This window comes from Arthrobacter sulfonylureivorans (assembly GCF_047607445.1).
Lineage (GTDB): Bacteria > Actinomycetota > Actinomycetes > Actinomycetales > Micrococcaceae > Crystallibacter > Crystallibacter sulfonylureivorans_A.
This window is the reverse complement of the sequence record NZ_JBLKRT010000002.1, coordinates 169,789-183,839: the sequence shown is the minus strand read 5'-3', so window position 1 is coordinate 183,839 and position 14,051 is coordinate 169,789. Positions and strand designations below refer to the sequence as shown.

The window sequence follows — 14,051 nt, the reverse complement described above, 5'->3', positions numbered from 1 at the left end:
CGGCGCAGAGGCCGGGCTGAATCGACTTACTGACAGGCAATAACAATCCGAAGGGAGGCGCAATGGCGACGATACGGGTAGGGAACAACGAGGTTCTGCTGGAGCTCGATCGGATGGAGAAGGTAGCCGGACTGATCGGGAATCAGACGTTCCCGCTGTCGTCCGTGACGTCGGTGGACGTGCTGGCGGATGCTTTCGACGGCGTGCGCGGACTGCGTTCTCCCGGTCTGGCGATCCCGGGCATGACCAGGATCGGTACGTGGCGCGGCCGCGGCAGGACCCTTGCCGTCGCCCGCCGGGGCACCCCGGCCGTCCAGCTGGACCTGTCCGGACAGAAATACGCCCGGGTGGTCGTCTCGCTGTCGGACGCCGAGGACGTTGCTGCGCGGATCCGTGCTGCTGCGGGACTGCCTGCCGAGCAGCTGGTTACGGAGGAGGAGGTCCGCTTCACCTCCGGAACGGTGCAGCTGGTCGGAACCTGGGCCAAGCCGGCGGGGACCGTCCGCGGGGCTGCCCTGATCCTGCCCGGTTCCGGCCCCATTGACCGGAACGCCGACCACAAGAGGATGCCGCTGGGCATCAGCCGCGACCTGGCCCGCGAACTTGCTGACCGCGGCATCGCCTCGCTGCGCTACGACAAACGAGGCACCGGCGCCTCGGACGGAACCTTCCTGGCGGCCGGTTTCCGGCAGAACACTGACGACGCCGCTGCCGCCCTCCGCTGGATGGTCGCCCAGAAGGCCGGGGACCTGCCGGTGTTCCTGGTCGGCCACAGCGAAGGTGGCTACCACGCAGCTGCCGTGGCGGCCGAGCCCGGCACCCGGCTGGACGGAACGGTACTGCTCTCCACTTCGGCGCACACGGGCTTCGAGACCGGCAGATGGCAGACGGCGCAGATCTGCGACTCGCTGCCGGCGTTCGTGCGCCTTCTGCTGAAGGTCCTGCGGAAGGATCTGGTCACCATCCAGTCCAAGTCGGTGGAGAAGATCAGGACCACCACCGAAGACGTGGTGCGGATGCAGGGGCGCAAAATCAACGCACTCTGGCAGCGGGAGTTCATCGACTTCGACCCGATTCCGTACTTGGAGCGCTTGCAGATGCCCGTGCTGGCCATCACCGGTGCCAAGGACGTCCAGGTGGACCCGGAGGACCTGAATCTCATCGCGGCCACCGTGCCGGGCCCGGTGACGACGCGGACGATCGAGGACCTCTCGCACCTGCTGCGGCGCGACCCGAAGGCGCCGACCCTCTCCGACTACAAGCGGCAGATCCGCGAGCCGGTGGATGCCGAACTGCTGTCGCTGGTGGGGAACTGGGTGGCGGAGCAGGCCAACGCCGGGGCTTCCGGGACATCCGACACCCAGCAGCTGGCCCGCTAACCCCGGGCCGCGCCGGCCTACGGACTCGCCGCTCCAACCATCGACTCCGCAGATAACGCCCCTAAATCGCGGTTTAGTGGGCGTTATCTGCGGAGTCGATGGGGCTGCCGGCCGGGGGACCAGGCGCCGAAGGTACCGGTGGCGGGAACTGATGGGTAGGGTGGCGCCATGGCACACCAGAATGATCCTGAAGTCGTCAGCCGCCTGCTGAGCACGCCCGCGCGCTGGGCCGTCGTCGGCCTGTCCACCAACCCGCACCGGGTCGCCATGCGCATCTCCCGCTACCTGATGGACCAACTGGACATGGAGGTGGTCCCGGTCAACCTGCAGGGCGACGATGTCCACGGCCTGACCGGCTACCGAAAACTCGCGGACATTCCGGACCAGATCGACGTGGTGGACTGCTTCGTCAACTCGCAGAAGGTCGGCCCGGTGGTGGACCAGGCCATTGAAGTCGGCGCGAAGGCGGTTTGGCTCCAGCTGGGCGTCGTCGACGAAGCCGCCGCGGAACGGGCCAAGGCAGCCGGACTCGACGTCGTGATGGATACCTGCCCGGCTATCGAAGCCCCGCGCTTCGGCCTCTAGCCCGTCAGCTAGCCCGCCAGCCAGCCCGTCAGCGGTCTGCTGCCGACGACGGGCCACCTGAAGTCCGCCTTGGAATCACTCGTACATCGCGATGAAGCGGCCCACGACCCCGCCAGCCCGTAGTTTGTCGATGGCGCCCGGGATATCGGCATGAGAGATGTGGTTCATCGGCGGGTTCAGTTGGCCGGTCTTCATCAGTTCGTAGATCCCGGCCAAGTCCTCCTTGGTGCCGGACTTTGAGCCCCTGATGGTGAGCTGGTTGATGATGATCGGATAGGTGTTGATGGTGGATTCGAGCCGCCCCATGCCCACTTGGACCAGGGTGCCAAATTCGCCGAGGGTCTCGATGGCGGCCGAAGTGGTGGTGCCGAAACCGGCGTAGTCGACGATCAGCTCCAGGTTCTTGTCCTTGAATTCCTCGATCGAGGAGGCGACGCCGGCCAGCCCGATCTCGTCGGCCAGTTTCTGCGTCTCCGGGTTGACCTCGGCTCCGTAAACCTCTGCACCGGACAGTGCCGCGGAGCGCGCACCGATGTAGCCCAGCCCGCCCAGGCCAATGACGCCGACTTTCATGCCCTTCCGTGCCCCGCCGACGGCCATGATTGCGTGGTAGGCGGTCAGCCCGGCGTCGGTCGCCATCGCGCCCAGGTCGAAGGGCACCTCGTCGGGCAGGGCCACCAGGTTGTCATCGGTCGCGCGAAGCTTGGCGGCGAAGCCACCGTCCCACTTGCCGTAGCCGAGGGCGTCCCCGTCCGACATCACCGGGGAGAGGCCCACCCGGTCGCCCACCTTCCAGTGCCCCATGCCGTCGCCGACCTCGCTGATCACCCCGGCGGACTCATGCCCCATGGTGCGGGGCAGCCCGTGCTGGAACAGCGCCATCCACCCTGGATCATCGAGCGTGGTGACGTCCGAGTGGCAGACACCGGACGCCTTGACGTCCACCACCACCTCGCCGGGGCCGGCGTGCGGCTCCTCCACCTCGTTGAGCTCCAGCGGCTTGTTCGTTCCAGTAAATTGCCATGCCTTCATGGTTCGAACCTCTCTGGGTGACGGGGCGGTGCACGTCCCGGTTCGGTGATTTTGGCGGCGCAACTTCACCCTAGACCCGTTGCGGATAGGCCTACAGGGGACGGCAGAATACACGGCGTCTTCGGGCTGGAATTCATGCACGCGGGCGCAGGGCGCCGGATCCGCCGGTGCCGGCGGCTGATCCTACGAAAGGAGGGACACCGTCGTCGTCATAAACGGCATGTGTAACATTCGGCAGCGGTACGTCATGGCCCGTCACATGCTTCCCAACGCCGCAGCGGGCCCGGCAGACTCTTCCCCAAGATCAAGAGTCCCAACGACAAGCTCTGGCTGGTTGGGCGGCAACCCTCTTCCGTAGTGGGGTGCCCCAGATGAGGATCCGGCCGCGCACAGACCAGTGCCCGGCAAGTACGGCCCCCTCCAGGCTGCGTCGTCCACCCCAGTGGTTGCTGCGCGCCGCAGGCAGGCGGGAGCCCCAGCCCGAGGAGGCGCCATGACCGCCGTCGTCATTGAAGAAAACCAGCAGACCCGCCGTTCCCCCTGGGCCGGACACGCCAGCCGCGAAGAACTCGCCCACTGGCGGCAGATCGCCGAGGGCGTGGCCGCCGTGCTGAGCACGGACGTGCTGGAGCGGGACCGCCGCAACGCCGACCCGCAGGCCGAAGTGGAGTTGCTCCGCAGTTCCGGCCTGTTCAACCTGATCATCCCCGGCGAGTGGGGCGGCGAGGGCGGCCACTGGGAGAGCGCGCTGCACGCCGTGCGCATCCTGGCCCGCACCGACGCGTCGATCGCGCAGATCCTGGCCTACCACTACGCCAACCTCGGCGCCGTGGTCTTCTACGGCGACGCGCACGTCCAGGAACGCCTGCTCCGCCGCTCGGCGCAGGGCCGCTGGTCCTGGGGCGATTCGGTCAACCCGGTGGACCCGAACCTGGAACTGGTTCCCGACGGCGACGGCTACCGGCTGGACGGCGTCAAGCACTTCTCCACCGGGGCGTCCGTAGGCGACGCCATCCTGGTCAACGCCGCGATCACGGCCGGCCCAGCACAGGGCACGTTCCTGGCCCTGGCACTGGAACACGACCGCGCCGGGATCTCCTTCCTGGGTGACTGGGACGCGCTGGGCCAGCGCCTCTCCGCGAGTGGCTCCGTGAAGTACGACGGCGTGCTGGTCACCTCCGCGGACATCATCGGCGAGGTGGGGGAGGAGCCATTCTCCAGCCTGGTCACGCCGTACATCCAGCTGGCGTTCGGCAACCTCTACCTGGGCATTGCCCAGGGTGCGCTGGAGCGCGCACGCCAGATCACCGTGGCGCGGAAGAACTCCTGGTTCCTCAGCAGCGCCGAAACCTATGCCCAGGATCCGCTGACCCAGCGGGTCTACGGCGAACTGGTGTCCCGGGTGGCAGCAGTGGAAGCGCTCGCGGACCGGACCAACGAACGCTTCGACGCCGCCATCGCCGTCGGCGGGGAACTGACCGCCGAAGCACGCGCAGCCATCGAGATCGAGATCGCCCGGCTCAAGGTCGTCTCCACCGAAGTGGGCGTGGACGTGGCCAACCGCATTTTCGAAGTGACAGGTTCCTCCTCCGCGAAAACCGAGGTGGGACTGGACATCTTCTGGCGCAATGTCCGCACCCACACGCTGCACGATCCGGTGGATTACAAGAAAGTCGAGGTCGGCGCCAACTTCCTGCTGGGCGAAGTCCAGCCGATCTCGCTCTACACCTGATCTGCGCCCGGGCTTTGGTGCCCGGCCGCGGTGCCTCGCCGCGCCCCGCCGCGCCCGCCGCACAGCCTTCTTCTGTGCAGACCCCGCCCGCGCAGCACCTTAGCCGCGCAACAGCCCCACCCATCCCGACCTTGGCCCTGCTCGGCTGAGACTCCAGGAGCACCATCATGACTGAAACCCTTGACCGCGCCACCACATCCGCCCACCCTGCCGCCCAACCTTCCGGCCGTGCAACTGCCGCCTTCGAAGCGGCGGCCGCCAAGTACCGCCCGATCTTCCAGCGCATCGCGGCAGGGGCGCTGGACCGGGAACTGGCCCGCGAGCTGCCGTTTGAGCAGATCGGCTGGCTTAGGGACGCCGGCTTTGGCGCCGCCCGGATCCCGGCCCAGCTCGGCGGCGACGGGCTGGACTGGGAAGAGTTCACCGATCTGTTGATTGAGCTGGCCGCGGCGGACAGCAACATTCCGCAGGCGCTGCGCTCGCACATCGCGCTGGTGGAGGAGAACCTGTACCACCACGCCCGCAGCGGGGACCGCAGCACCTGGCTGCAGCGCTTTGCCTCCGGCCAGTTGGCCGGCAACGCCTGGACCGAACCGGGCGCCGGCGGAACCGCCACGGTGCTGTCCGAATCCGCCGGCAAGCTGGTGCTGAACGGGCGCAAGTTCTACACCACGGGCACCATCTTCGCCGACTGGATCGACGTCACCGCCAAGCGGCCCGAAGGCTCGGACGTCTCGGTGATCATCTCCACCAAGACACCCGGCGTGGAAACCTACGACGACTGGGACGGCTTCGGCCAGCGGCTGACCGGCAGCGGCACCACAGTGTTTACCGACGCCGCAGTGGACGCGGCCAACGTGTCCGCGTTCGCCGACCGCTTCCCCTACCAGACGGCGCTGTACCAGCACATCCTGCTGGTGGCGCTGGCCGGGATCGCGCAGGCGGCCACCACCGACGCCGCCGCGAACGTGCGGGAACGCAAGCGGGTGTTCGGCCACGGCAACGCGCCACTGGTCCGGCACGACGCACAGATCCTGCAAGTGGTCGGCGAGATCAGCGCCAAGGCCTACGCCGCCAGGGCAACCACCCTGAGCGTGGCCCGCGCCCTGGACCGGGTCTTCGCCTCCCGGCTCCAGACCGCCGACGCGGAGAAGGCGGCCAACATCGCCGTCGAACTGGAATCCGGCCAGGCGCAGATTGTGCTCAGCACGCTTGTGCCGGAGGCGGCCGGCGAGCTGTTCAACACGCTCGGCGCTTCCTCTACCAGTACCGGCAAGGCACTGGATCGGCACTGGCGCAATGCCCGCACAGTCGCCACGCACAACCCGTTCATCTACAAGTCCCGGATCGTGGGCGACTGGGAAGTCAACGCCACCGAACCTCCGTTCATCTGGACCATCGGCGAGGCCAATGCCGACGCCGCCCGCCAGTCACACAGCCCCGCCGCCCGTTCCGCGGCCGTCTAAAAAGAAGGCAAGCCATGTCAGTTTCCAACCCCAAAACCTTTGCGGCTCCGCCAGCCGCCGCAACAGCCGCCTCGAAGACCGGAACTGAAGCCGGAGCAACGCCGCGGCTGTCCGGCCGGCTGGGCGTCGCCAGCATCGTGCTGATCGTGGTGGCCGCGGCGTCGCCGCTGGGCGTCATCGGCGGTACGGTCCCGCTGGCCATCGCCAGCGGCAACGGTGCAGGCCTGCCCTTCATCTACCTGCTGGCTACCGCCATCCTGCTGTTGTTTGCCGTCGGCTTCACCGCCATGACGCCGCATGTGCCGTCGGCCGGCGCGTTCTTCAGCTATGTGGAGAAGGGCCTGGGCCGGCGGGCCGGACTGGGTGCGGCCTTCGTGGCTTTGCTCTCCTACCTGGCGCTGGAAGCCGGCGTCTACGGGCTCTTTGCCCCCGCGGTCGATGAAGTGGTCCGCGCGTACGGCGGCCCCGGCCTGCCCTGGTGGGTATGGGCAGCAGCGGCGCTGGTGGCCGTGGCCTGGCTGGGCCACCGCAACATCGAGTTGTCCGGCAAGGTGCTGGCCGTGTTGCTGGTGGCCGAAGTGCTGATTGTGCTGGTCCTGGACGCAGCCATCGTCTTTGGCGGCGGCGGGGCCGAGGGCCTCTCTACCGGGTTCCTCACCCCGTCCACCGTGCTGTCCGGAGCGCCCGGGATCGCGCTGCTGTTCGCCATTCTGAGCTTCATCGGCTTCGAAGCCACCGCCGTGTTCCGGGACGAAGCCCGCGACCCGGACAAGACCATCCCGCGTGCCACCTACCTGGCCCTGTTGGTGGTGGGCGGTTTCTACGCCCTCTCCAGCTGGCTGCTGATCAGCGTCTGGGGCGACACCGGGATTGTGCAGAAGGCCACCGACGCGCCCGGTACCCTGCTCTCCGAGACCACCGCGCTTTACCTGGGAACGGCCGGCAGCCACATTGTCCAGGTCCTGCTCGCCACCAGCCTGTTCGCCTGCATTCTGTCCTTCCACAACATCAGTTCGCGCTATTTCTTCCAGCTGTCGGGGCAGGGCATCTTCCCCGCCACACTCGCCGGCACCCACGTCCGGCACCGCTCTCCGCACCGGGCCTCAGCGGCGGCCACGGCCGTGGTGGTGTTGTTCCTGCTGGTCGCCGTGGTTGCCGGATGGGACCCGATCGTGCAGTTCTACACCTGGTTCGCCGGATTCTCCTCGCTGGGCGTGGTGGTGTTGATGACGCTCACCAGCGTCGCCGTGCTGGTGTTCTTCCGCCGGCAGGGAGCGCCGGCGGGCAGCTGGAAGCGTTCCGTCGCCCCGGCGCTTGGACTCCTCGGTCTGCTGGGAATCCTGGGCCTGATTTTGCAGAACCTGCCGACTTTGGTCGGCAACAGCGTGCCGCTGGCCATCGCCGTCGTCGTGCTGATCCTGGCCAGTTTCGGCGCCGGAGCAGTGGTGGCCGCGAGGCGGCCGCAGGCCACAGCCGGCGCCGCGCCGTCGTCGTGCTGATCCTGGCCAGTTTCGGCGCCGGAGCAGTGGTGGCCGCGAGGCGGCCGCAGGCCACAGCAGGCGCCGCGCCGACGTCGTCAGTCGGCGCCGCCCCGGCGTCGTAATTCTTGCCTCGGGTGACGCGCAACATTTTTACCCCGCGTGACGCCCGCCATTTCCCTCCGCGGCACATGTGGGTGTCCAATGGAGGGGTACCCATCCAGAGCGGCCGAGAGACCTGGCTTGTTGACGCCGCAGCAACCCCCTCGATTTGAGGAAGGTGCTACCGCCAGGACCGATGGAGAAGCTCGATCTCTCGTTGGTTCCTCAGGGCCACTGCATGCCCGCCGGGGGACCGGCGCGGGCTCTTCTCATCAGTAAAGGAGCCTGACATGACAGCCAACAACTCACAGAACAATTCCCAGCGGCACATCCGCTTCAACGCTTTCGACATGAACTGCGTGGGCCACCAGTCGCCCGGCCTCTGGCGCCACCCGCAGGACAAGTCCGCCACCTACAACACCATCGGCTACTGGACGCATCTGGCCAAGGTGCTGGAGAAGGGCCTGTTCGACGGCCTGTTCATTGCCGATGTGCTCGGTACCTACGATGTGTTCGGCTCATCCAACGAGACGACGCTGCGGGCCGGCACACAGGTCCCGGTGAACGATCCGTTCATGCTGGTCTCGGCCATGGCCGCGGTCACCGAGAACCTGGGCTTCGGCGTCACCGCCGGCACCGCCTACGAGCACCCCTACCCGTTCGCCCGCCGGCTGGCCACGCTGGACCACCTCACCAACGGCCGCGTCGGCTGGAACGTGGTGACCGGCTATCTGCCCTCGGCAGCGCGCAACATGGGCCAGGAAGACCAGCTGGAGCACGACGAGCGCTACAACCACGCCGATGAATACCTCGAAGTCATCTACAAGCTGCTCGAGGGCTCGTGGGAAGACGACGCCGTGGTCAAGGACGTCGAGACCGGCGTATTCACCGACCCGGCCAAGGTGCACGAGATCCGGCACGAGGGCAAGTACTTCAAGGTGCCCGGAATCGCCATCACCGAGCCAAGCCCGCAGCGCACCCCGGTGATCTTCCAGGCCGGCGCCTCCAAGCGCGGCACCGAGTTCGCCGCGGAGAACGCCGAGGCGGTGTTCGTCACCTGCCCCACCAAGGAAATGCTGGCCGCGGCGGTGAAGAAAATCCGCGACGCGGCCGAGGCCGCCGGCCGCGGCCGTTACGACGTGCGCATCTACGCCATGCAGACCGTGGTGACCGGACCGGACAACGCCACCGCCCAGGCCAAGTTCGAGGACTACAAGTCCTACGCGGACGTCAACGGCGCGCTGGCCCTGATCTCGGGCTGGATGGGCGTGGACCTGTCCACCTACGGCCCGGACGAGGTGATCGGCGAGAACGTGAAGTCCAATGCCATCCAGTCCTCGGTAGAGACCTTCCAGAAGGCCTCCGGCGACAGCGGCAAGCCCTGGACCATCCGCCAGCTGGCCGAATGGGTCGGCGTCGGCGGCTTCGGCCCGATCACGGTGGGCTCCGGCGAGGAGGTCGCTGCCAAGCTGGTGGACTGGGTCGAGGAAACCGACGTGGACGGTTTCAACCTGGCCTACGCCATCACCCCGGGCACGTTCGAGGACGTCGTGGAATACGTGGTGCCGGAGCTGCAGAAGCTCGGCGCCTACCCCACCGAGTACGCGCCGGGCACACTGCGCAACAAGCTCTTCGGCCGCGGCGACAAGCTGCCGGAGAACCACCGCGCGGCCGGCTTCCGGCTGCAGAACGCCCTGGTCGACTGATCCGGGACAACAGCAACACGCATTAAACAACGACGGCGGTGCGCGGCTCCTGACGGGGCGGCGCACCGACGTCGGAAGAACCATCCAGAGCGGCTGAGAGATCTGGCTCGATGACGCCGCAGCAACCCCGGCCAACTGCCGCACGGTGCTAACGCCAGGACCGATGGAGAACCCGGACAGGACCGGACCCGGCTGCGCCCTGCCTGCGCGGCAGCGATGCCCTGTGCCCGGGGCTCCCTGAACTTCAGGAGCAACATGACACGGTACGCCGCGGGCGGTACGCGATGATTGAAATCCGCAATCTGCACAAGAGCTACAGCACCGGCCAGGGGACGGTCGAGGTGCTCAAGGGCATCGACCTGACTATCGAACAGGGGGCGATTACCGCCGTCGTCGGCCCGTCCGGGGCCGGCAAGACCACCCTCTCGCACTGCATTTCCCTGCTGGAGAAACCGACCTCCGGCCAGGTGCTGGTGGACGGCCGCAACCTCTCCGCCCTGTCCGGCCAGGCGCTGCGCAGCGAACGCCGCGCGATCGGCACCATCTTCCAGCATTCGGCGCTGCTGCGCCGGATGACGGTGGCCGAGAACGTGGCGCTTCCCCTGCGCAACCTCGGCGTGGTGCACCGCGAGATGGAGGACCGGGTGGCCGAGCTGCTGGACCGGGTGGGCCTGCTGCACAAGGCCTCCGCTTACCCGGGCCAGCTCTCCGGCGGCCAGAAGCAGCGGGTGGGCATCGCCCGGGCGCTGGCGCTGCGGCCGCGGATCCTGCTCTCCGACGAATCAACCTCCGGCCTGGACCCGGAGTCCACGCAGCAGATCCTGGACCTGCTGGATGACGTGCGCACCGAGATGGGACTGTCCGTCATCCTGATCACGCACGAGATGGACGTGGTGCGCCACGTCGCCGACCAGGTGGCCGTGCTGGCCAACGGGCGGGTTTCCGAGTACGGACCGATCGGCGCACTGGTGGCGGATCCCGGGTCTGGCGCGGGCCGCCAACTGCTGCCCGTGCGGGCCCTGCCGCTGCCGGCCGGCTTCGACTACGCACTGTCCGTCTCCTACCGGCACGGGCCGGTGGACCCGGAGTGGCTGACCCGCCTGTCCACGGGACTCGGCGTGCGCGTGGCGCTGCTGGGCGGTTCGGTGGAAGCGCACGGTGAAACGGTGCTCGGCCGTGCTGAAATCGGGGTGGCCGGCCGTCCGGAGGCGGAGGTCCGCGGCTATCTGGAGCAGCTGGGCCTGGTCGCGGATCCGGGTGCGGCAGTCTCCGCCGCGGCCACCGCCTCCCCCCTGACACCCACCGCACCGCCGTCGGATGGTGCCGGATTTGAAGCCAACGAGAAGATCGGGGTAAGCGCATGAGGCCCACCGAAACCGCCGCCGTCGGGCTGGATACGCCCTGGGCCGACCTGCCCGCGCTGCTGCTGCCCGCCTACGGCGAAACCTGGGCGATGGTCGGCATTGTGATGGCACTGGTGATCCTGGTTGGCGGAGCCACCGGCGTGTTGCTGTACAACACGGACAGCCGCGGACTGTTTCCACGGCCGCGCCTGCACGGTGTGGTCAGCTGGCTGGTCAACATGGGCCGCTCGCTGCCGTTCCTGGTGCTGATGGCCGCGATCATCCCGCTGACCAAGTGGGTCACCGGAACCACCATCGGTATCGCAGCTGCGGTGGTCCCGATGACGCTGGCCGGCATCCCGTTCTTCGCCCGGCTGGTGCAGAACGCGCTGAACGACCTGCCGCGCGAGAACATGGCCGTGGGCCTGGTCACCGGCAGTTCTACCGGGCAGATCATCCGGCAGACCCAGCTGCGCGAGGCGCTGCCCGGCCTGACATCGGCGATCACGCTGAACACCATCTCGATGATCGAATACTCGGCCATCGCGGGAACCATCGGCGCCGGCGGCATCGGCTACCTGGCCGTCACGTACGGCTACCAGCGGTTCGACACCCACGTGATGGCCGCAACCATCGTTGTCCTCATCATCACGGTCCAGCTGGTGCAGTTCGCCGGCGACCGCATTTCCCGCGCACTGCTGCGCCCCTAGCTGAAGAAACCAGGAGCACCACACATGAGCACACCGTCCACCGGGTCTGGTCACGACCACGGTTTCACCCTGCGCAAGCAGTCCACCTCGCTGCCGTGGAGTATCGCGGCGATCGCCGCCGTCGTCGCCCTGGTCCTGGGATTGTTGCTGGTGCAGCAGCAGTCCCGGCCGGCCACCGCTGCTGCCGACGGCGGCGAGGTCACCTCCCCGTTGAAGGTCCACTTTGAACCGGCGATGGCCGGCGAGGAGAAGATCCTCGAGTTCGTCGCCGAGGAGATCGCACCGGACTACGGCGTGGAGATCGAGGCAGTGGGCCTGCAGGATCCGGTCCAAGCCAACCGCGCCGTGGCCGAGGGCCAGTTCCACGGCACCATCTTCGAGCACCAGTGGTACATGCAGCAGTCGGCCGAAGCCAGCGGCGTGGAGCTGACGCCCACCGTGGAGCTGTTCCAGTGGGGCTTCGGGCTGTATTCCACCCGCTACGAGTCGGTGGAGAGCCTGCCGCGGGGCGCCGTCCTGCTGCTGCCGAACGATGCGGCCAACCAGGGACAGGCGCTGTGGCTGCTGCAGCGCGAGGGGCTGCTGGAACTGGATCCCGCGGTCGAGCCGCGCACCGCGAAGATCCGTGACGTTGCCGGCAACCCGCGGGGCTTCACGCTGAAGGAAGCCGACCTGCTGGCGATGCCGCGCATGCTCGATTCGGTCGACGTGGCCATCGGGTACGTCTCCCAGTTCGACGCCGGCAAGATCGGCCGCGACAAGGGCATCCTGTTCCCGGCGGCACCCAAGACGTTCGCCTCTCGCCTGGTGATCGGAACCGAGTTCAAGGACAGCGCCGAGAGCAAGAAGCTGATCGAGATCTTCTCCGATCCGCGGCTAGAGGAATATCTCAACACCACCGAGGACCCACTGGTCAAGGACGTGCTGACCCCGGTGTCGGCGGAGTAAGCGGCGGCCTGGGGTCGCGCGGGCGCGCGGGGCGGCCCTACTGTCGGCCCGACGGCCGGGCGAGCCCCGAGCTCGCCGCCGCAGGACCGCGCCGGGCGCGCTACATCTTGGCGTAGCGCGCCCGGGCACCCAGATAGAGCCCGTAACAGATCAGGCCGACGGCCACGAAGGCCAGCGCCGCCGGCCCCAACGGCTGCTCGCGTAGCGCCTTGAGTGCGCCGTCCAGGCCCTTCACGTCCTGCGGATCGTTCTGCAGGGCGGCGACCGCCAGCAGCAATCCGAGCACAACCAAGGCCAGACCCTTGCCGACGAAACCGACGATGCCCACCCAGGTCACGGTCGTGTGGACTGCACCGCGGGGGAGCGGCTTGAGGTCTTTGAAGAAGTTCCGGAACAGGCCTTTGACCACGTAGTAGATACCAGCCCCGATGATCACCGCGCCGATCAGGAACAGCACCACGGCACCGCCCGGCCACTGCATCAGCTTGGTGCTGGCATCCTGCGATTTCTCGCTGCTATTACTGCCGGAGCCCAGGGCGAAGCTGCCGAAGGTCACCGCGATGGCTCCGTACACGATGGCCAGGCCCACCGCCTTCGCCCGGAAACCCCACTTTTTCTTTGGCTCCAGGTTGCGGCCGCCGAACACGGCGTCGCTGACCTGCCACAGCGCCAGCGCCCCAGCACCCAGCATGCCCGCCCAGAGCAGGAACAGTCCGCCCGGGTTCTGCGCCAGGCTGGAGGCTGCTCCAGACTGATCCGCTTCACCGCCTCCGCCGAAGGCCAGCCGCAGGGCGATGACGCCGATCAGCAGGTGCAGCAGCCCGCTGGCCGCATACCCGGTGCGCGCCACCCACTCGAAGGTCTTCGAATCGGCGGCCTTCTCGGTCTTGTCCACGGCCTTGCCGGCCGCCCGCTTGGCTTCCCTGCCGGTGTCTGCCATGGTTCTCCTCCTCTGAGCGGGTGCTACCCGGCGCCTTGTGGCGACCCTGAGGGCCTGGCACCGGCGCGCCAGCAGCGCCGTTGTTCCCCGTGAAACATCCGTGAAACCATCCTGCCACCGAAGTCATCGCTGCGCACCGGGGCGGGCGGGCTGGGCGGGCCCTCCGCGCACCAAGACGTGCGCAGCCCGTGACCCGGCCGGCGGGTAGCAGTAGGCTCGTGCCTATGGACGCGACCGCGCTGCGTGAATTCTGCCTTTCCCTGCCCGGGGCGTTCGAAGACTTTCCGTTCGGCCCGGAGGCATCGGTGTTCAAGGTCCGTGCGCCCGGGCGGGCCGCCAAAATGTTCGCGTTGTCGGACCTTCAGGCCCCGCGGCTGAGCATCAGCCTCAAGTGCGAACCGGCGCTCGCCCAGCAGTTGCGCACGGCGCACCCGGAGATCACCGGCGCGTACCACATGAACAAAACGCACTGGAACGGAGTGCGCTGCGACGGCGCACTGCCCGACGACATGCTGCGCGACATGATCGAGGACTCGTACGACCTGGTGGTGGCGTCGCTGCCGCGGCGGGACCGCGAGTCGCTCGGCTGGATGGGGCTTGCCCGCGGCGACGATGTACGGCAGGGCTGAG

The 14,051-nt window shown here is 67.9% G+C and carries 12 protein-coding genes and 3 riboswitches; of the genes, 10 read left to right on the top strand and 2 right to left on the bottom strand.

Going from position 1 to position 14,051, the window contains the following annotated elements; all coding sequences use genetic code 11:
• The first annotated feature begins 62 nt into the window (after positions 1-62).
• Positions 63-1,379 (top strand): alpha/beta hydrolase, encoded by a 1,317-nt coding sequence (locus tag ACMX2H_RS01980; protein ID WP_414958724.1) that lies wholly within the window; start codon positions 63-65, stop codon positions 1,377-1,379.
• A gap of 168 nt (positions 1,380-1,547) precedes the next feature.
• A complete protein-coding gene (locus tag ACMX2H_RS01975; protein WP_414958723.1) occupies positions 1,548-1,964 on the top strand; it encodes a CoA-binding protein in 417 nt (138 codons plus the stop codon).
• A 75-nt stretch (positions 1,965-2,039) separates the two neighbouring features.
• On the opposite strand, the gene ACMX2H_RS01970 is transcribed toward ACMX2H_RS01975, so the two are convergent.
• A complete protein-coding gene (locus ACMX2H_RS01970) occupies positions 2,040-2,996 on the bottom strand; it encodes a zinc-binding dehydrogenase (RefSeq protein ID WP_414958722.1) in 957 nt (318 codons plus the stop codon).
• Between the two features lie 302 nt (positions 2,997-3,298).
• A riboswitch (SAM riboswitch) is annotated at positions 3,299-3,413 on the top strand.
• A 76-nt stretch (positions 3,414-3,489) separates the two neighbouring features.
• Between ACMX2H_RS01970 and ACMX2H_RS01965 the strand changes: the two genes are divergently transcribed.
• From ACMX2H_RS01965 to ACMX2H_RS01935, 7 genes are all read left to right on the top strand, one after another.
• Entirely contained in the window at positions 3,490-4,728 is a 1,239-nt protein-coding gene (locus ACMX2H_RS01965; RefSeq protein WP_414958721.1) for an acyl-CoA dehydrogenase family protein, read from the top strand.
• 167 nt (positions 4,729-4,895) lie between these two features.
• The gene (locus ACMX2H_RS01960; RefSeq protein ID WP_414958720.1) at positions 4,896-6,194 is read left to right on the top strand and encodes an acyl-CoA dehydrogenase family protein; all 1,299 of its coding nucleotides are present in this window, start codon (positions 4,896-4,898) and stop codon (positions 6,192-6,194) included.
• 14 nt (positions 6,195-6,208) lie between these two features.
• A complete protein-coding gene (locus tag ACMX2H_RS01955) occupies positions 6,209-7,693 on the top strand; it encodes an APC family permease (RefSeq protein WP_414958719.1) in 1,485 nt (494 codons plus the stop codon).
• A 192-nt stretch (positions 7,694-7,885) separates the two neighbouring features.
• Positions 7,886-7,977: riboswitch (SAM riboswitch) on the top strand.
• A gap of 87 nt (positions 7,978-8,064) precedes the next feature.
• Positions 8,065-9,480, top strand: a complete 1,416-nt coding sequence (locus tag ACMX2H_RS01950; RefSeq protein ID WP_414958718.1) for an LLM class flavin-dependent oxidoreductase — start codon at positions 8,065-8,067, stop codon at positions 9,478-9,480.
• 77 nt (positions 9,481-9,557) lie between these two features.
• Positions 9,558-9,650: riboswitch (SAM riboswitch) on the top strand.
• A 114-nt stretch (positions 9,651-9,764) separates the two neighbouring features.
• A complete protein-coding gene (locus ACMX2H_RS01945) occupies positions 9,765-10,844 on the top strand; it encodes a methionine ABC transporter ATP-binding protein (RefSeq protein ID WP_414958717.1) in 1,080 nt (359 codons plus the stop codon).
• On the top strand, positions 10,841-11,533 hold the full coding sequence (locus ACMX2H_RS01940; protein ID WP_414958716.1) for a methionine ABC transporter permease: 693 nt from the start codon (positions 10,841-10,843) through the stop codon (positions 11,531-11,533). The genes ACMX2H_RS01945 and ACMX2H_RS01940 overlap by 4 nt, the downstream gene beginning before the upstream one ends.
• A 24-nt stretch (positions 11,534-11,557) precedes the next feature.
• Positions 11,558-12,481 (top strand): MetQ/NlpA family ABC transporter substrate-binding protein, encoded by a 924-nt coding sequence (locus ACMX2H_RS01935; RefSeq protein WP_414958715.1) that lies wholly within the window; start codon positions 11,558-11,560, stop codon positions 12,479-12,481.
• Between the two features lie 100 nt (positions 12,482-12,581).
• On the opposite strand, the gene ACMX2H_RS01930 is transcribed toward ACMX2H_RS01935, so the two are convergent.
• Positions 12,582-13,421 (bottom strand): DUF1206 domain-containing protein, encoded by an 840-nt coding sequence (locus ACMX2H_RS01930; RefSeq protein WP_414958714.1) that lies wholly within the window; start codon positions 13,419-13,421, stop codon positions 12,582-12,584.
• A 224-nt stretch (positions 13,422-13,645) separates the two neighbouring features.
• Between ACMX2H_RS01930 and ACMX2H_RS01925 the strand changes: the two genes are divergently transcribed.
• Positions 13,646-14,050: an MmcQ/YjbR family DNA-binding protein gene (locus ACMX2H_RS01925; protein ID WP_414958713.1), complete on the top strand. Its 405-nt coding sequence runs from the start codon at positions 13,646-13,648 to the stop codon at positions 14,048-14,050.
• Position 14,051: the final 1 nt, after the last annotated feature.